The sequence below is a fragment of the Tepidiphilus olei genome (assembly GCF_006980705.1).
Lineage (GTDB): Bacteria > Pseudomonadota > Gammaproteobacteria > Burkholderiales > Rhodocyclaceae > Tepidiphilus > Tepidiphilus olei.
Window position 1 is genome coordinate 18,290 of record NZ_SBHO01000008.1, and the last position, 16,278, is coordinate 34,567.

A 16,278-nucleotide genomic window follows, 5' to 3' on the forward strand; every position below is an offset into this window, starting at 1 on the left:
GTTGCACCCCGTCAGACGATTGATCAGGATGTGTGATGCTCGACGTTCAGTGGTTGCGCACCCGGCTCGACGAGGTGAAAGCGGCGCTCGCGCGGCGCGGCGCGAAGATCGACTGGTCCCGCTTCGAGGCGCTCGAGTCCGAGCGGAAAGACCTGCAGACCCGCACCCAGGAACTGCAGGCGCAGCGCAACGCCCTTTCGAAGGAAGTCGGACGGCGCAAGGGGCGGGGCGAGGATGCTTCCGACCTGCTCGCCCAGCTCGCGCTGATCACCGCGGAGCTCGACACCTGCGAAGCGCGCCTTTCGGCCCTGCTCACCGAGCTGGAATCCTTTCTCGCCGCCCTGCCCAACATCCCGCATCCTTCCGTGCCCGACGGAGCGAGCGAGGCCGACAACGTGGAGGTGTCGCGCTGGGGTGCTCCGCGGGCATTCGATTTCCCGGTGCGCGATCACGTCGACGTGGGTACGCCCCTGGGGCTGGATTTCGAGGCGGCAGCGAAAATCGCCGGGGCGCGCTTTGCCGTGATGCGCGGCGACGTGGCGCGGCTGCATCGGGCGCTGGGGCAGTTCATGCTCGATCTGCACACGCGCGAGCACGGCTACCTCGAAGTCCATGTGCCCTATCTCGTCAATGGGCGCAGCCTCTTCGGGACGGGGCAGCTGCCCAAGTTCGCCGAGGATCTCTTCGCCGTGCCGCGCGATCCGGAGAATTTCTACCTCATTCCCACTGCCGAGGTGCCGGTGACCAACCTGGTGCGTGACGAGATCGTGGAGGAGTCGGCATTGCCGCTGAAGTTCGTCGCGCACACGCCGTGCTTTCGCTCGGAGGCCGGTGCTTATGGGCGTGACACGCGCGGCATGATCCGCCAGCATCAGTTCGACAAGGTGGAGCTGGTGCGCATCGAGCACCCGGACCGCTCCTGGGAGGCGCTCGAGGAGCTCACCGGGCACGCGGAGACGGTGCTACAGCGCCTGGGCCTGCCCTATCGCAAGGTGGCTTTGTGCGCCGGCGATCTTGGATTCTCCGCGGCGAAGACCTATGATTTGGAAGTATGGCTGCCGGGGCAGAACTCCTACCGCGAGATTTCTTCGTGCTCGAACTTCGAGGCGTTCCAGGCCCGTCGCTTGCAGGCGCGTTTTCGCCCCGCCGGCGGCAAGGGTAAGCCCCAGCCGGTACATACTTTGAACGGCTCGGGTCTGGCGGTGGGGCGTACGCTGGTGGCGGTGCTGGAGAACTACCAGCAGCGCGACGGTTCGGTGGTGGTGCCCGAGGCGCTGCGGCCGTGGATGGGGGGGCAGGAGCTGATCGAGCCTCGTCGGTGATCGGGTAGAGAGGAGGAAGAGGATGGGCGTGATCGTGGGGGTGGCGAGCGCGCCGCAGCCGCAAGAGCGGCGGGTGGCGCTGGTGCCGGAGCTGGTGAAGAAGTACGAAGCGCTGGGCGCGAATGTCGTGATGGCTGCCGGCACGCCCAAGCGGGCGCATTGGGCCGACGAGGCGTTTCCGGGGGTGGAGATCGTGCCCGAGCCGGAGGAGGTGTTTCACCGCGCTCAGCTCGTACTGTGCGTGCAACCGCCGCGCGACGAAGAGCTCATGCTCATGCCCGAAGGGTCGATCCTGGTGGGGGCGCTGCAGCCTTGGGCGAGCCGCGAGCGCGTCGAGCGGCTGCTCGAGCGGCGCATCACGTCCTTCGCACTGGAACTCTTGCCGCGCATCTCGCGTGCGCAGAGCATGGACATCCTTTCCTCTCAGGCGACGGTGGCCGGATACGAGGCGGCGCTGATCGCCGCCGACCACAGCCCGAAATTCTTCCCCATGCTCACCTATGCCGCCGGCACCATCCGTCCGGCCAAGGTCTTGGTGATCGGCGCCGGCGTGGCGGGGTTGCAGGCGATTGCCACCGCCCGGCGGCTGGGCGCGGCGGTGGAGGCCTACGACGTGCGCCCCGACACGCGCGAGCAGGTCGAGTCGCTCGGGGCGAAGTTCCTCGACACGGGAGTGCGCGCCGTGGGCGAGGGCGGCTATGCCCGCGAGCTCACCGAAGAAGAGAAAGCACTGCAGGCGGAGAAACTCGGCAAGGCCGTGGGGCAGGCCGATGCGCTCATCACCACCGCCTCCATCCCCGGGCGGCCGGCACCGCGCATCATCACCGCCGAGATGATCGCGCGCATGCGTCCCGGCGCCGTGGTGGTGGATCTGGCCGCGGAGACGGGGGGCAACGTCGAGGGCACGGTGCCGGGCGAGAAGACCTGGATCGGGGAAGTTCTGGTGATCGGCCCGACTTTCGTGCCGAGCCGCATGCCGGTGCATGCTTCCGAGATGTTCGCCAAGAACGTGTTCAATTTCGTCTCGCTCTTCCTGCGTGATGGGGCGTCGTCGCTGTCGTGGGACGACGAAGTGCTCGCTGGCACCTGCGTGACGCATGCCGGCGAGCTCAAGAGCGAGCGGGTGCGCCAATGGCTGGGACTGTGAGGAGGGGGCTGCGATGGACGGTATGAGCGCGTTGTTCATTTTCATGTTGGCGGCGTTTACGGGCTATGAGGTGATCGCGCGAGTGCCGGTCATTCTGCACACGCCGTTGATGTCCGGGTCCAATTTCATCCACGGCGTCGTCTTGATCGGGGGGATGATCGTACTAGGGCAGACACCACCGGATGATGCGGCCTCGCTTGCCATCGGCTTCATCGCCGTGCTCTTGGGGGCGGCCAATGCGGCGGGGGGCTACGTCGTCACCGAGCGGATGCTGGCGATGTTCAAGTCGAACAAAGGTGCCGGGGAGAGCGGGCGATGAGTACGTTCATCCAGTTCGTCTATTTCCTCGTGACCGTTGCTTTCATCGTTGGCTTGAAGGCGATGAGTTCGCCAGCCACCGCGCGCCGTGGCGTGCAGTGGGCGGGGTATGCCATGCTCGCGGCGGTCCTGGTCACCTTCTATCTGCCGGGGTTGCACAACTACGGTCTGATGATCACGGCGATCGTGATCGGCGCTGCGATCGCCTGGTATCTCGGCAAGACGGTGAAGATGACCGACATGCCGCAGATGGTGGCGATCTACAACGGCATGGGCGGGGGCGCGGCGGCGGCGATCGCCGCGGTGGAATTCATGCGCGCAGATGCGGTCCATCATTCTTCGGTCGGCTTGCTCGCGGCCTTGGGGGCGATCATCGGGGCGGTGGCTTTTTCCGGCAGCTGCGTGGCTTTTGCCAAGCTGCAGGGGGTCTTGAAGAAGACCTACCGGGTGCCGCAGCAGAACAACGTGGCTTTCTTCCTCGCCCTCTTCACTTTTGGCATCGGACTGACGATCGGGTTTTCTTCCCATCCGGGCGGGTTCGAGCTCACGGTTTTCTTCCTCCTCGCCCTGGCGCTGGGGGTGCTGCTGACCTTGCCCATCGGTGGGGCGGACATGCCGGTGGTCATTTCGCTCCTCAATGCCTTTACGGGCCTGGCGGTCGGTTTCGAAGGGTACGTGCTCGCCAACCCCTTGCTCATCGTAGCGGGGACGGTGGTCGGAGCTTCCGGCACCTTGCTCACCCTCCTCATGGCCAAGGCGATGAACCGCTCGATCCGCACCGTGATCTTTGCGCCGATCACCGGCGAGGCGCAGGAGGCAGAGGGCGAAGTGACGGGTTCGCTCAAAGAGTATTCGCCCGACGACGCGGCGGCCACCCTGCGCTATGCGCAGAAGGTGATCATCGTGCCGGGCTACGGCATGGCGGTGGCCGGCGCCCAGCACAAGGTGTGGGAGATGGCGCAGCTCCTGGAAGAGGCGGGGGTGGAAGTGAAGTTCGCCATCCACCCCGTGGCCGGGCGCATGCCGGGGCACATGAACGTGTTGCTGGCCGAGGCCGGGGTGCCCTACGACAAGATCTTCGATCTCGAGGAGATCAACGCCGAGTTCGCCCAGACCGACGTCGCCCTGGTGATCGGGGCCAACGACGTGGTCAACCCCGCGGCGCGTACCAACAAGGCGAGCCCCATCTACGGCATGCCCATCCTCAACGTCGACCAGGCGCGCGAGGTGCTGGTGATCAAGCGCGGCAAGGGCACGGGCTACTCGGGCATCGAGAACGAGCTCTTCTACCGCGACAACTGCCACATGGTCTATGGCAGCGCGCAGGAAGTGGTGGCGCGCATCATCCAGCGCCTCAAGGAGCTGGAAGCCTGAAGCGGGCGGCGATGTGGCGTCGAACCTTGGTCTTGGGGCTTTTGTGGGCGCTGAGCGCAGCGATTTACGCGCAAAGTGGCACGGTGCCCCAAGCCATCCCACCCCTCGCCGCGCCCGAAGTGCGCCAGACTTTGCCTACCCCGCCACTGCGCGAGGGGCCCGATCCGGGTTTTGCCGGTATTTGGGCGACTTCCATCGACTTGCAGACGCTCGCCCTGATGCTGCAGCTGCGCGACTGGTGCCTGAACCGCAGCATTCCGGACGAAGTGCTGGAGCGCCAGCTCGGGCGACTCGGCGCGCTCACCGGCCGCGAGGAGGATTGCCGGACGGTGTTGTCGCGCTGATCCTTTCCCTGGCGCCGAGGCCGATCAATCCATCCCCTTGACGTGTAAAGGTTCGCCCGAGGTGACGGCCGGGCCGAACCAGGGGCCTTGTTGCAATCGAACGCCCAGCGCGGTGAGGAAATCGCGTTGTTCCGCCGTGGCCACGCCTTGGGCGCGGACTTCGAGATGCATGGCCTGCGCGAGCGATACCGTTCCCCCGACGAGGGCTTCGAGCCGTTCGTCCCGCCCGAGTCCCGCGACCCACGCAGCAGGCAGCATCACCCCGCTCCAAGGGAGGCGGGCGAGTTGCTCGAGCGGCAAGGCGGCCTCGTCGAGACCGGCGGCGATCCAGCGGATGCCGCGTCGGGAGAGGGCGAGCAACGTCGCGGCCGCCTCGGTGTCGAGTGCGGCACAGGCGGGCAGATCGAGTGCGAATTCGAGCGCCTCGGGGCGGATGCCGGCGGCGAGCGCCGTCTCTACCGCCGGGGGAAATTCGGGGTCACGCAGTGCCTCGGCCGCCAGGGTGAGCGTGAGCCGCCCCGGAATGCGCGCCGCGAGCTTGGGCAGTCTGGCCAGGGCATAGCGGGTGAGCTGCGGTACGGCCTGGGCGCGGCGTGCGAGTTCGGTGAGCCGTTCGGGGGCCAGGCCGGCGGTGGCAGGGTGATTCCACACGAGTCGGGCGTGGGCGCCGGCAAGCCGACGCTGCTGGAGATCGACGAGCGGTTCCAGCTGCAAGGCGAAGGATTCCGCCGGGCTTTCCCTCAGGGCAACGGCGAGTGGGTCGAGCGGCGGGGCCGACCGGGCGGGAGAGATGGTAGCAGGAGCGAATCGCGGCAGCCGCTCGAAGACGAGGACGCGCCATCCCAGCTGTGGCCCCTCGAGCACCCGGGCGCGTACCGGGGCCTCGCCCAGTCCCTTGATGCGGGCGAGCGGTGCCTCGCCTTCTTCCGGCCAGGAGACGGCGGCGAAGTGCGTGAGCGGTTGTAGCAGCCATTCTTGCCGTGCGGCGGGAAAGAACGCTCGGGCGGCATCGTTGAGCGCGGCGATGCGCCCGGCGTCGTCGAGCACCACCACCGGTTGAGGCACGGCGGCGGCAAGCCGGGGCCAGAATGCGTCGGTGTGCGCGACGTCGCGATATACCTCTCCGATCAGATCGGGCGAGAAAAGGATCGCGTGCAGGCCGGGGCGCAGGCGGGCGGCGGCGATGAAGCGGAAAAGGCGCGAACGGCCGCCGGGTAGCGCGATACGGATGCTGCCGCGGCTTTGCCCCTGGATGAACCAGCGAGCCCTGGCTTGCAGGAATTCCTTGTCCGAGGGGAAGAGTGTGGCGAGCGGCTGCCGGATCAGGTCACGGTAGTCGCGCTCGAGCAGTCGACAGGCGGCAGTGTTCGCCTCCAGGATGGTCTCGTCGCTGGTGAGGATGAGCCCTTCGTCGATGAGCTCGAGGAGGGCGAGATACAGGCCCGTTTCCGCGCCCTCGGAAAAGTCGGGCCGGAAGGGTTCGGCAGGCGGGGGCTGGATTCCCATGGTGGCGGAGGCTCGGGCGCAATGACTGATGCAGACACGATAACACCGCCCTATCGCCCTTCGGGGCGAGATAAGACGGCAGGAAAGGGCTTTTTTTCCTGCTTGGAACGTCTGGTGGGCGTTGGGGTTCCTGCAGGATTTTTTGCACTGCAGCATACCCATGGTAAACTGTATTTCCCAATTCAGAGCACAGGAGAAGAAGAATGGCAAGGGACTTCAATGCGATCATGGGCTATCGCTTCGAAGATCTGCACGTCGGGATGACGGCGGAGACGAGCCGCACCGTCACCGACGCCGACATCCTCATGTTCGCCGGCGTCTCGGGCGACATGAACCCGGTGCACATGGACGACGAGTTCGCCGCTACGACCATGTTCAAGGGCCGTATCGCCCACGGCTTCCTCACGGTGAGTTTCGTTTCGTCGGTGCTGGGCACGAAGATGCCCGGCCCGGGGGCGGTCTATGTGTCGCAGACGGTGCGCTTCCTCGCCCCGGTGCATTCTGGGGATACGGTGGTGTCGCGGGCGACCGTCATCGGCCTGCTGCCAGAAAAGCGCCGCGTCACGCTCGATACGCGTTGCATCGTGCGCGACAAGGTGGTGCTGGAGGGCGAAGCGGTGGTGTTCATCCCGCCGCGCTGAGGTCGCGCAGCAGGTCTGAAAAGGCGCCGGGGCAGGCCGACCGGCGCCTTTTCGCGTCAACGGGGTTTGGTCTTGTCGCGCTCGATCAGCGCATAGGCCGAATGATTGTGGATGGACTCGAAATTTTCCGATTCGGCGATGTAGTGCACGATGCGCGGATCGGCATCGAGCCGGGCGGCGACGTCGCGCACCATGTCTTCGACGAACTTCGGGTTGTCGTAGGCGTGCTCGGTGACGTACTTCTCGTCGGGGCGTTTCAGGAGGCCATAGAGCTCGCTGGAGGCCTCTTTCTCGGCCAGTTGCACGAGCTCTTCGATCCAGACGTGATCGATCGTGCGCGCGGTGATGGTGACGTGTGAGCGCTGGTTGTGCGCGCCGTACTCCGAGATCTTCTTCGAGCAGGGGCACAGGCTCGTGACCGGGACCACCACTTTCATGGTGAAACGGTACTCGCCGCCGGAGAGGATCTCGCCGATGAAGGTGACGTCGTAGTCCATGAGGCTCGCCACGCCGGTCACGGGAGCGCGCTTCTCGATGAAGTAGGGAAAACTCATCTCGATGTGGCCGGTCTCGGCTTCGAGCCGCTCGACCATTTGCCGCAGCATGGGTTCGAAATTCTCGACCGAGATCTCGCGCTCGTGGGCATTGAGGATCTCGACGAAACGCGACATGTGCGTGCCCTTGAAGTTGTGCGGCAGCCCCACGTACATGTTGAAAGTGGCCACCGTGTGCTGCACGCCGCCGCTACGGTCGCTCACGCGGATGGGATGACGGATGCTCTTGATGCCGACTTTGTCGATGGCCATGTGGCGGTGATCGGCGAAGGATTGCACGTCGGGGATGGCTTGGAGGGGTTCGTTCATCGTCGGGTTCTCTCGTCTCGTTCTTGGGGTTCGGTCGTATCGTAGCCCGCCATGGGTTCTCGTCAAGCATCGCCGTCATCGAAGCGCTCTATCGCCGCCAGGATGCCGTCGACGTCCAGCCGCAGTAGGTGCAGGAGTTGACCGTGCTCGCCGTGCTCGACGAAGCGATCGGGCAAGCCCAGTCGCAGTAGTCGCGGGGGAGTTTCCAGCGTCTGGCTGATGCGGGCGATCTCGCTGCCGGCGCCACCGATGACGGCGTTTTCTTCGAGGGTCACCAGCACTTCATGGGTGGCGGCCACGGCGCGTATCGTGGTGTCGTCGAGCGGTTTGACGAAGCGCAGGTTGACCACCGTGGCGTCGAGCCGCTCGCCGACTTCGCGCGCCGGCGCCACCATCGAGCCGAGGGCGAGCAGTGCGATGCGTCGGCCCTGGCGCAGCAGTTCGGCCTTGCCGATCGGCAAAGGCTCCAACCCCGGGTCGACGGGGACGCCGGGGCCGTGGCCGCGGGGGTAGCGTACCGCCGCCGGGCCGTCGTGCAGGAAGGCGGTGGTGAGCATGCGGCGGCATTCGTTCTCGTCGGCCGGTGCCATCACCACGAGATTGGGGACGCAGGCAAGGAAGCTCAGGTCGAAAGCCCCATGGTGCGTGGGTCCGTCGGCGCCCACCAGCCCGCCGCGGTCGATGGCGAAGACCACGGGCAACTTTTGCAGGGCGATGTCGTGGATGAGTTGATCGTAGGCGCGTTGCAGGAAGGTGGAGTAGATCGCCACCACCGGTTTGAACCCCTCGCAGGCAAGCCCCGCGGCGAAGGTGAGGGCATGCTGTTCGGCGATGCCGACGTCGAAGTAGCGTTCGGGGTATTCCTGGGCGAAGCGCACCAGGCCCGAACCCTCGCGCATCGCGGGGGTGATGCCGATGAGGCGTGGATCGCGCGCGGCCATGTCGCAGATCCAGTCGCCGAAGATCTGGGTATAGGTGGGGCGAGTGCCCTTGGTCGGCTCCAGCCCCCGGGCATGATCGAAACGCGATACGCCGTGATAGAGCACCGGGTCGGCCTCGGCGAGTTTGTAACCGCGCCCTTTTTTCGTGACGACATGCACGAAGCGCAAACCGCCGAGTTTGCGGATGTTGGCGAGCGTCGGCACCAGCACGTCGAGGTCGTGCCCGTCGATGGGGCCGTAATAGTGAAAACCGAATTCCTCGAAGAGCGTACCCGGCGGCGAGATCATGCCTTTGACGTGCTCTTCGACGCGTCGGGCGAGCGCCTTGATCGGCGGGGCGGCGGAGAGCACCGTCTCGCCCACCCGGCGCGCGGTATTGTAAGGCTCGCCGCTCAGCAGCCGCGCGAATATCTGGGTGAGTGCCCCTACGGGGGGTGAGATCGACATCTCGTTGTCGTTGAGGATCACCGTGAGATCGATCCCGTCGAGGTCGCCGGCATGGTTGAGCGCCTCGAAGGCCATTCCGGCCGACATCGCCCCATCGCCGATCACCGCCACGCATTGGCGTTTCTCGCCGCGGGCCCGGGCGGCGACCGCCATGCCCAGCGCCGCGGAGATGGAGGTGGAAGAGTGCCCCGTGCCGAAGGTGTCGTAAGGACTTTCCTCGCGCTTGGGGAAACCAGACAATCCTCCGAGTTGGCGCAGTGTGGCCATGCGGTCGCGCCGGCCGGTGAGGATCTTGTGGCCGTAGGTCTGGTGCCCCACGTCCCAGACGAGGCGATCGTACGGGGTGTCGTAGACGTAGTGCAGCGCGAGCGTGAGCTCGACGGAGCCGAGGTTGGAGGCCAAGTGCCCGCCGGTGCGGGCCACGGTCTCGAGGATGAACTGGCGCAACTCGGCGGCGAGCCGCTTGAGTTCGGGCAGCGACAGGCGGCGCAGATCGGCCGGATCCTCGATGCGGGTGAGCAGGGGAAAACGTTCGGTCGTCATGATGGATCAGCGCCGGCGCTCGGCGACGAAACGGGCGAGCTCGCACAGGCGCTCGGCAGGCGGTCCCAGGGCGGTGAATGCAGTGAGGGTTTCTGCCAGGGTATTTCGTGCAGCCTCGATCGCTCCCTCCAACCCCAGGAGCGTGACATAGGTGGCCTTGGCGTGGCGTTCGTCCTTGCCGGCGGTCTTGCCCAGGGTGGTGCTATCGGCAGTGGCGTCCAGGATGTCGTCGGTGATCTGGAAGAGGAGCCCGAGGGCGTTGGCACCGCGCTCGAGCGTGGCATGGGCTTGCGCATCGGGTTCGTCGCAGTAAGCGCCGGCGAGGACCGCATAGCGGATGAGCGCCCCCGTTTTGCGCCGATGCAGGGCTTGCAGCGATTCCAGGGGGATCTTGCGGCCGGTGGCTTCCAGGTCGAGCGCCTGCCCTCCGGCCATACCGTGCGAACCGCTGGCGCGGGCGAGCTCACGCACCAGGCAGAGCTGACGTTTCGCAGGCAAACTGGGTAAGGACGTGGCCAGGAGCTGGAAGGCGAGTGTCTGCAACGTATCTCCGGTGAGTAGTGCCGTGGCTTCGTCGAAGGCCACATGGACGGTGGGGCGGCCGTGGCGCAGAGTGTCGTCGTCCATCGCGGGCAGGTCGTCGTGGACCAGCGAATAGACGTGGATGAGCTCGACCGCCGCCGCGACGGGCAACAGCGCTTCGGTCGGGGCACCGAATCCCTCGCCGGAGGCGAAGACGAGCAGCGGCCGGATGCGTTTTCCGCCGCCGAGCACGGCGTAGCGCATCGCTTCGTGCAGGCGCCGGGGTTCCGTGTCGGCCGGCGGGAGAATTTGCTCGAGGAAGTGTTCGACGAGGGCCCGGCGGCGCTCGCACCAGAGCTCGAACGGTTCGCGCACGGAGAGCGTCATCGTTCGGCGGGAGGGTCTAGGGACACGAGGGAGCCGTTTTCGATGGCGAGCAGGCGCTGCTCGGCTTCGTCGAGCACCTGACGGCAGCGACGCACCAGCGCCACGCCTTGCTGATAGCGTTGTAGGGCCGTCTCGAGCGGTAGGCGGCCGGTCTCGAGCGCCTGGACGATGCGCTCGAGTTCGGTGAGCGCGGCTTCGAAGTCGAGGTTCTCGGGTGCGGCGGCGGGTTCGTTCATGTCGCCTCCGTGAGGGTTTTGGGAAGGGTGAAACGGACGTTTTCCGCCACGCCCGGGAGTTCGGCGATGTCGCTGACCCCCAGCTGGCGTAGCCGGGCGAGGACGCGCTGTACGAGTTCTTCCGGGGCCGAGGCACCGGCGGTGAGGCCGATGCGCCGTGCTTGGCCGAGCGTCTCGGCCGTGAGCGCCGTTTCGTCCTCGATGAGCCGTGCCGGGATGCCCAGCGCCGCGGCCACTTCCCGCAGGCGATTGGAGTTGGAGCTGTTGGGAGAGCCGATCACCAGCACGAGGTCGCATTGGGTGGCAAGCTGCTTGACGGCATCCTGGCGGTTTTGCGTGGCGTAGCAGATGTCGTCTTTCTTGGGGCCGAGAATGCGAGGATAGCGTGCGGTGAGCCGTGCGATGATGCGCCGGGCGTCATCGACCGAGAGTGTCGTCTGGGTCACGTAGGCACAGCGTTCGGGATCGAGCGAGAGCCGGTCAACCTCTTCTTCGGTCTCCACGAGGTGGATGCGATCGGGCACTTGCCCCATCGTTCCCTCGACCTCGGGATGCCCGCGGTGTCCGATCATCACGATGTCGTAGCCTTGGCGGTGCAGCCGCTGCACTTCGTGGTGCACCTTGGTGACCAGGGGGCAAGTGGCGTCGAGCACGGTGAGGCCACGCGCCCGGGCGCGCTCGTGGATCGTCTGAGCCACGCCGTGGGCGCTGAAGACGACGACGGCCCCGTCGGGGACTTCGTCGAGCTCTTCGACGAAAACGGCCCCGCGCGCGCGCAGGGTTTCGACCACGTGGCGGTTGTGCACGATCTCGTGGCGTACATAGATGGGGGCGCCGAAGCGTTCGAGTGCCCGCTCGACGATCTCGATGGCACGATCGACCCCGGCGCAGAAGCCGCGGGGGTTGGCGAGCATCACGGTGGGAGGAGTAGTAGCCATAGTGGGGTCAGCTGATGCCGATGATGTGCACTTCGAGCCGGACGGTCTTGCCGGCAAGGGGATGGTTGAAGTCCACGACGCCATACTCCTCGGTGAGTTCCCGTACCAGACCCGTATAGCGCGAACCGTCGGGAGCGGCGAACTCCATGAGCGTCATGGCCTCGGTGACTTCCGGTGGAAAATCGGCACGCGCCACTCGCTCGACGAGCTCGGGGCGGTGCGGGCCGAAGGCTTCTTCGGGTGGCAGCGTGAAGACGCGATGCTCACCCACGCTCAGTCCCACCAAACAGCGCTCGAGCGCCGGCAGCACTTCCCCCGTGCCAAGTTGTAAGGTGGCAGGGGTGGCCTCGAAGGTGCTCACCACGGCGGTGCCGTCTTCGAGGAGAAAACGGTAGTGGAGGGTGACGAGGCTGTCGGGGCGGACGGTGTCGGTCATGTCGGGGTCTCATTTGGTGGTTCGTTGGCGTGACGCGCCTGTTTGCCTTGCCGCCATTGGTGCCACAGCAGCAACGCCACGCCGACGGTGATGGCGCTGTCGGCGAGGTTGAAGGCGGGCCAAGCCCAACGGCCGGCGTGAAAGAGCAGGAAATCGTAGACTGCGCCATGCACCAGCCGGTCGATGGCATTGCCGAGCGCCCCGCCGACGATCAGACCATAGGCGAGGCGCTCCATCCGTCCTGCCTCTCTAGCCGCGGCGAGCCAAAGCAGCCATGCGCTCACGGCGAGCGCGAGCACGAGGAAGAACCCGCGCTGCCAGCCTCCGGCTTGCGCGAGAAAGCTGAAGGCCGCTCCCGGATTGTATACCGAGACGAGCTGCAGGAAAGGCGCGAGCACCAGGCGCTCACCCTCGGGGAGCCAACGCGAGAGGGCGAGCTTGCTACCCTGATCGAGCGCCATCACCGCCAGGGCAATGGCGAGCGTCGGCCGCAGGCGGGCGAAGGCGCTCATGCCCAGCGGCGCGTCTCGCCCGCGCCGTGTAGGTTGTCGATGCAACGCGCGCACAGGGTGGGGTGCTCGGGGTCGCTGCCCACGTCGGCTTCATAGTGCCAGCAGCGCTCGCATTTGGCGTGTGGGCTCGGCTCGACCTCGATTCCCTCGTCTGTGGGCGAGTCGACTTCCGCCAGACGCGCTTCCGAGGTGATGAGGGCGAACTTGAGCTCTGCGCCCAAGGCCGCGAGCGCGGCGTAGCGTTCGCCGTGGGCACGGATCGTGACTTCGGCCTGCAGCGAGGGGCCGACGCGGCCTTGCATGCGCACCGCCTCGATCGCCTTGTTGACCGCCTCGCGCGTCTCGAGCACGAGCGTCCAGCGACGTTCGATCGTCTCGGCGTCAGCGACTTCCGGAATCTCGTGCCAGGTATGCAGCATCACGCTGTCGTCGTCGCTGCCGGTGAGGTAGGTCCAGATCTCTTCGGCGGTGAAAGCGAGCACCGGCGCCATCAGGCGCACGAAGGCGTGCAAGATGTGGTGGAGTGCCGTCTGTGCCGACCGCCGCGGCAGCCCATCGGCCGGGGTCGTGTAGAGGCGATCCTTGAGGACGTCGAGGTAGAAGGCGCCCAGCTCCTCGGCGGCGTAGTTCTGCAGCGCCTGCACCACCTTGTGGAATTCGAAACGCTCGTAGTCGGCGCAGACCTGCGCCTGCAGGCGCGCTAGCCGCAGCAGGGCGTAGCGGTCGAGCTCCACCATGTCTTCCACCGGAACCGCATCCCGCGCGTACTCGAAGTCGGCCACGTTGGCGAGCATGAAGCGCAGCGTGTTGCGCAGTCGCCGGTAGACCTCGACGACGCGGTCGAGGATCTCCTTGGAGATGGTGAGCTCGCCGGAATAATCCGTGGCGGCGACCCACAGACGCAGGATTTCGGCGCCGAGCGTGTCGGCTACCTGCTGCGGTGCGACGACGTTGCCGCGCGATTTCGACATCTTCAGCCCTTGGCCGTCGACGACGAATCCGTGCGTGAGCAGCCCCCGGTAGGGCGGATGCCCGTCGATGGCACAGCCGGTGAGCAGCGACGAATGGAACCAGCCGCGGTGCTGGTCGGACCCCTCGAGGTACAGGTCGGCCGGATGCCCTAGCTCGGGATGCGAACCGCGCAGCACGTGCACGTGGGTGGTGCCAGAGTCGAACCACACATCCAGCGTGTCGAGCACTTTTTCGTAGCGATCCGCTTCCTCGCCGAGCAGTTCGCGGGGATCGAGCCGGAACCAGGCCTCGATCCCCTCGCGTTCGACGCGCTGGGCGACTTCCTCGATGAGCTGCGCCGTAGCGGGGTGCGGTTCACCCGTGGTCTTGTCGACGAAGAAGGCGATCGGCACGCCCCAGTTGCGTTGGCGCGAGATACACCAGTCGGGACGATTGGCGATCATGGCATGCAGCCGCGCCTGCCCCCAGGCCGGATAGAAGCGCGTGGCTTCCACCCCGCGCAAGGCTTTGTCGCGCAGGGTCTCGCCGTCGGGTAGGGCGCGACCGGGTATCGTATCCATGGCGATGAACCACTGGCCGGTGGCGCGATAGATCGTCGGGCTCTTGTGGCGCCAGCAGTGGGGGTAGCTGTGGCGGATCGGCGCGTGGGCGAAGAGCGATCCGACTTCTTCGAGCTTGGCGACGATCTTCGGGTTCGCGTCCCAGATCGAAAGCCCGCCGAAGAAGGGGAGCGCAGGATCATAGGTCCCGTCGCCGCGCACCGGCATGAGGATGTCTTCCTGGCGCATGCCGGCCTTGAGGCAGGTGAGGAAGTCGTCGACGCCGTAGGCCGGCGCCGAATGCACCAGACCCGTGCCGGTGGAGGTATCGACGTAATCGGCCGCGATCACCAGGCTGTCGCGGGCATAGAAAGGGTGGCGGAAACGCAGCCGGTCGAGCGCCGTGCCGTGCGCTGCGCCCAGCACGCGCCCCTCGAGTCCGTAGCGCGCGAGTGCCTGTTCGCGCAGCGCCGCGGCGAGGATGAGCGCGCCGCGGGGCGTGGCCACCAGTTCATAGACGACCTCGGGGTGCACGTTGATCGCCTGGTTGGCGGGAATGGTCCACGGCGTGGTGGTCCAGATCACGGCGTAGATCGGCCCTTGCGGCGGCTCGCTCAGGCCGAAGGCGTGGGCGAGGCGCGTGCGTTCGGCGGGGTCTTCGAGGGGGAAACCGACGTCGATCGCCGGCGAGGTGCGCTCGGCGTATTCGATTTCGGCTTCTGCCAGGGCCGAGCCGCAGTCGAAACACCAGTTGACGGGTTTGAGCCCCTTGTAGAGGTAGCCGCGCTCGTAGATTTTGCCCAGCGCCCGAATCTCGTTCGCCTCGTTGGCGAAGTTCATCGTGAGGTAAGGATCGTCCCAGTCGCCCAGCACGCCCAGGCGGATGAAATCTTTCATCTGGCGCTGGATCTGCTCGGCGGCGTATTCGCGGCAGCGGCGGCGGGCCTCGTCCGGCGGCAGGTGTTTGCCGTAGAGTTTTTCGATCTGATGTTCGATCGGCAGGCCATGGCAGTCCCAGCCCGGGACGTAGGGGGCATCGAACCCGGCCAGCGTCTTCGAGCGTACGATGATGTCCTTGAGGATCTTGTTGACCGCGTGGCCGATGTGGATGTCGCCGTTGGCGTAGGGCGGGCCGTCGTGCAGCACGAATTTGGGCCGACCGCGGCAGACCTCGCGGATCTTGCGGTAGAGCTTTTTCTGCTGCCATTGGGCGATCCAGCCCGGCTCGCGTTTGGCGAGGTTGGCGCGCATGGGGAAGGGCGTATCGGGAAGGTTGAGCGTGGCACGATAGTCGGTCATGGATGATCCTCGGTCAGGGGGAACGTCGCGCCGTGATGTCGATGCCATTGGCGGGCATGGACGACGTCTTCGGCGATCTGGGCTCGCAGGGCGTCCAGGCCGGCGAACTTGCGTTCCTCGCGCAGTTTGTGGAAGAAGGCGACGCACAGGCGACGGCCGTAGCATTCGCCGTGCCAGTCGAGCAGGTGGACCTCGAGCCGCGGCAAGAGTCCGCCCACCGTCGGGCGCAGGCCGATGTTGGCCACCGCGGGCAGCGGCGAGGCGGCAAGCCCCGTCACGGCGCAGACATAGACGCCCGGCGGAGCGAGCCGGCGCGGCGACAAGGCGATGTTGGCGGTGGGAAAGCCGAGCGTGCGTCCGAGTTTCTCGCCGTGCATCACTCGGCCCTCGATGCTGTACGGGCGCCCGAGCAGACGTGCGGCCTGGGCGAGCTTGCCCTCGGTCACCAGGGTACGGATGAGGCTGCTGGAGACGCGCCACTGATCGATGCGCACTTCAGGGATCGGCTCGACGGTGAAACCATACCGTTCGCCGGCTTCGAGCAGTTCGGCGAGACCTCCGCTGCGTCGGGCGCCGAAACGAAAATCGTCGCCGATGACGAGGTGCTTGACGTTGAGACCGCGCACGAGCAGCGTTTCGATGAATTCCGCGGCTCCGAGCCGGGCAAGGCGCAGGTCGAATCGCAGCACGTGCAGGCGATCGAGCGCCGAGTCGGTGAGCGCGAGGAGCTTCTCGCGCAAGGTGCTCAGCCGCGGCGGGGCGGATTGCGGGGCGAAGAATTCACGCGGGTGAGGCTCGAAGGTGAGGGCGGCGGCCTGGATCCGGGCTTCGTCGGCGCGCTCGCGCACCAGGCGCAACAGAACCTGGTGTCCGCGATGGACACCATCGAAATTGCCGATCGTCAGCACGGTGGGCGGATGAGGTCCGCCGCTGCCTCGGATGACGCGCATGGCCGCTGTGCCGGAAAAAACTTTGATTATATCGGCTGTGC

16 protein-coding genes are annotated in these 16,278 nt (G+C 66.4%); 6 read left to right on the forward strand and 10 right to left on the reverse strand.

Annotated elements, in window-relative coordinates:
- The first annotated feature begins 35 nt into the window (after positions 1 to 35).
- Genes serS through EPD80_RS08860 form a run of 5 tightly spaced genes read left to right on the forward strand, consistent with a single transcriptional unit; the run spans position 36 to position 4,505 of the window.
- The gene (serS, locus tag EPD80_RS08840; protein WP_142811198.1) at positions 36 to 1,322 is read left to right on the forward strand and encodes a serine--tRNA ligase; all 1,287 of its coding nucleotides are present in this window, start codon (positions 36 to 38) and stop codon (positions 1,320 to 1,322) included.
- A 22-nt stretch (positions 1,323 to 1,344) separates the two neighbouring features.
- Positions 1,345 to 2,469, forward strand: coding sequence for an NAD(P) transhydrogenase subunit alpha (locus EPD80_RS08845; RefSeq protein ID WP_142811200.1), 1,125 nt, complete (start codon positions 1,345 to 1,347; stop codon positions 2,467 to 2,469).
- Positions 2,470 to 2,482: 13 nt separating this feature from the next.
- Positions 2,483 to 2,788, forward strand: coding sequence for an NAD(P) transhydrogenase subunit alpha (locus EPD80_RS08850; protein WP_142805005.1), 306 nt, complete (start codon positions 2,483 to 2,485; stop codon positions 2,786 to 2,788).
- Positions 2,785 to 4,161, forward strand: coding sequence for an NAD(P)(+) transhydrogenase (Re/Si-specific) subunit beta (locus EPD80_RS08855; RefSeq protein ID WP_142805006.1), 1,377 nt, complete (start codon positions 2,785 to 2,787; stop codon positions 4,159 to 4,161). The genes EPD80_RS08850 and EPD80_RS08855 overlap by 4 nt, the downstream gene beginning before the upstream one ends.
- An 11-nt stretch (positions 4,162 to 4,172) precedes the next feature.
- The gene (locus EPD80_RS08860) at positions 4,173 to 4,505 is read left to right on the forward strand and encodes a hypothetical protein (RefSeq protein WP_142811202.1); all 333 of its coding nucleotides are present in this window, start codon (positions 4,173 to 4,175) and stop codon (positions 4,503 to 4,505) included.
- Positions 4,506 to 4,529: 24 nt separating this feature from the next.
- Here the strand turns inward: EPD80_RS08860 and EPD80_RS08865 are convergent, their stop codons facing one another.
- Complete coding sequence (locus tag EPD80_RS08865) at positions 4,530 to 6,011, reverse strand: EAL domain-containing protein (RefSeq protein ID WP_142805008.1); 1,482 nt, start codon at positions 6,009 to 6,011, stop codon at positions 4,530 to 4,532.
- Positions 6,012 to 6,214: 203 nt separating this feature from the next.
- On the opposite strand from EPD80_RS08865, the gene EPD80_RS08870 reads away from it, so the two are divergent.
- On the forward strand, positions 6,215 to 6,652 hold the full coding sequence (locus tag EPD80_RS08870) for a MaoC family dehydratase (protein ID WP_142805009.1): 438 nt from the start codon (positions 6,215 to 6,217) through the stop codon (positions 6,650 to 6,652).
- Positions 6,653 to 6,708: 56 nt separating this feature from the next.
- Here the strand turns inward: EPD80_RS08870 and folE2 are convergent, their stop codons facing one another.
- The 9 genes from folE2 to EPD80_RS08915 all read right to left on the reverse strand — a co-directional run bounded on the left by folE2 (position 6,709) and on the right by EPD80_RS08915 (position 16,237).
- A complete protein-coding gene (gene folE2, locus EPD80_RS08875) occupies positions 6,709 to 7,515 on the reverse strand; it encodes a GTP cyclohydrolase FolE2 (RefSeq protein WP_142805010.1) in 807 nt (268 codons plus the stop codon).
- A gap of 62 nt (positions 7,516 to 7,577) precedes the next feature.
- Positions 7,578 to 9,446 (reverse strand): 1-deoxy-D-xylulose-5-phosphate synthase, encoded by a 1,869-nt coding sequence (dxs, locus tag EPD80_RS08880; RefSeq protein WP_142805011.1) that lies wholly within the window; start codon positions 9,444 to 9,446, stop codon positions 7,578 to 7,580.
- A gap of 6 nt (positions 9,447 to 9,452) precedes the next feature.
- Positions 9,453 to 10,355: a polyprenyl synthetase family protein gene (locus EPD80_RS08885; RefSeq protein ID WP_142805012.1), complete on the reverse strand. Its 903-nt coding sequence runs from the start codon at positions 10,353 to 10,355 to the stop codon at positions 9,453 to 9,455.
- Complete coding sequence (gene xseB / locus EPD80_RS08890) at positions 10,352 to 10,591, reverse strand: exodeoxyribonuclease VII small subunit (protein WP_142805013.1); 240 nt, start codon at positions 10,589 to 10,591, stop codon at positions 10,352 to 10,354. Before xseB ends, EPD80_RS08885 begins: the two co-directional genes overlap by 4 nt.
- The gene (ispH, locus tag EPD80_RS08895) at positions 10,588 to 11,529 is read right to left on the reverse strand and encodes a 4-hydroxy-3-methylbut-2-enyl diphosphate reductase (RefSeq protein ID WP_142805014.1); all 942 of its coding nucleotides are present in this window, start codon (positions 11,527 to 11,529) and stop codon (positions 10,588 to 10,590) included. Before ispH ends, xseB begins: the two co-directional genes overlap by 4 nt.
- 7 nt (positions 11,530 to 11,536) lie before the next feature.
- The gene (locus EPD80_RS08900) at positions 11,537 to 11,965 is read right to left on the reverse strand and encodes an FKBP-type peptidyl-prolyl cis-trans isomerase (RefSeq protein ID WP_142805015.1); all 429 of its coding nucleotides are present in this window, start codon (positions 11,963 to 11,965) and stop codon (positions 11,537 to 11,539) included.
- Entirely contained in the window at positions 11,962 to 12,477 is a 516-nt protein-coding gene (gene lspA, locus EPD80_RS08905) for a signal peptidase II (RefSeq protein ID WP_142805016.1), read from the reverse strand. The genes EPD80_RS08900 and lspA overlap by 4 nt, the downstream gene beginning before the upstream one ends.
- Positions 12,474 to 15,287, reverse strand: a complete 2,814-nt coding sequence (gene ileS / locus EPD80_RS08910; RefSeq protein WP_142811204.1) for an isoleucine--tRNA ligase — start codon at positions 15,285 to 15,287, stop codon at positions 12,474 to 12,476. The genes lspA and ileS overlap by 4 nt, the downstream gene beginning before the upstream one ends.
- A complete protein-coding gene (locus EPD80_RS08915) occupies positions 15,284 to 16,237 on the reverse strand; it encodes a bifunctional riboflavin kinase/FAD synthetase (protein ID WP_142805018.1) in 954 nt (317 codons plus the stop codon). The genes ileS and EPD80_RS08915 overlap by 4 nt, the downstream gene beginning before the upstream one ends.
- Between the last annotated feature and the right edge of the window lie 41 nt (positions 16,238 to 16,278).

What these genes read in the sequence shown, in the direction of transcription:
- serS (WP_142811198.1), top strand. Translation starts at nt 36, where the DNA reads ATGCTCGACGTTCAGTGGTTGCGCACCCGGCTCGACGAGGTGAAAGCG.
- EPD80_RS08845 (WP_142811200.1), top strand. Translation starts at nt 1,345, where the DNA reads ATGGGCGTGATCGTGGGGGTGGCGAGCGCGCCGCAGCCGCAAGAGCGG.
- EPD80_RS08850 (WP_142805005.1), top strand. Translation starts at nt 2,483, where the DNA reads ATGGACGGTATGAGCGCGTTGTTCATTTTCATGTTGGCGGCGTTTACG.
- EPD80_RS08855 (WP_142805006.1), top strand. Translation starts at nt 2,785, where the DNA reads ATGAGTACGTTCATCCAGTTCGTCTATTTCCTCGTGACCGTTGCTTTC.
- EPD80_RS08860 (WP_142811202.1), top strand. Translation starts at nt 4,173, where the DNA reads ATGTGGCGTCGAACCTTGGTCTTGGGGCTTTTGTGGGCGCTGAGCGCA.
- EPD80_RS08865 (WP_142805008.1), bottom strand. Translation starts at nt 6,011, where the DNA reads ATGGGAATCCAGCCCCCGCCTGCCGAACCCTTCCGGCCCGACTTTTCC.
- EPD80_RS08870 (WP_142805009.1), top strand. Translation starts at nt 6,215, where the DNA reads ATGGCAAGGGACTTCAATGCGATCATGGGCTATCGCTTCGAAGATCTG.
- folE2 (WP_142805010.1), bottom strand. Translation starts at nt 7,515, where the DNA reads ATGAACGAACCCCTCCAAGCCATCCCCGACGTGCAATCCTTCGCCGAT.
- dxs (WP_142805011.1), bottom strand. Translation starts at nt 9,446, where the DNA reads ATGACGACCGAACGTTTTCCCCTGCTCACCCGCATCGAGGATCCGGCC.
- EPD80_RS08885 (WP_142805012.1), bottom strand. Translation starts at nt 10,355, where the DNA reads ATGACGCTCTCCGTGCGCGAACCGTTCGAGCTCTGGTGCGAGCGCCGC.
- xseB (WP_142805013.1), bottom strand. Translation starts at nt 10,591, where the DNA reads ATGAACGAACCCGCCGCCGCACCCGAGAACCTCGACTTCGAAGCCGCG.
- ispH (WP_142805014.1), bottom strand. Translation starts at nt 11,529, where the DNA reads ATGGCTACTACTCCTCCCACCGTGATGCTCGCCAACCCCCGCGGCTTC.
- EPD80_RS08900 (WP_142805015.1), bottom strand. Translation starts at nt 11,965, where the DNA reads ATGACCGACACCGTCCGCCCCGACAGCCTCGTCACCCTCCACTACCGT.
- lspA (WP_142805016.1), bottom strand. Translation starts at nt 12,477, where the DNA reads ATGAGCGCCTTCGCCCGCCTGCGGCCGACGCTCGCCATTGCCCTGGCG.
- ileS (WP_142811204.1), bottom strand. Translation starts at nt 15,287, where the DNA reads ATGACCGACTATCGTGCCACGCTCAACCTTCCCGATACGCCCTTCCCC.
- EPD80_RS08915 (WP_142805018.1), bottom strand. Translation starts at nt 16,237, where the DNA reads ATGCGCGTCATCCGAGGCAGCGGCGGACCTCATCCGCCCACCGTGCTG.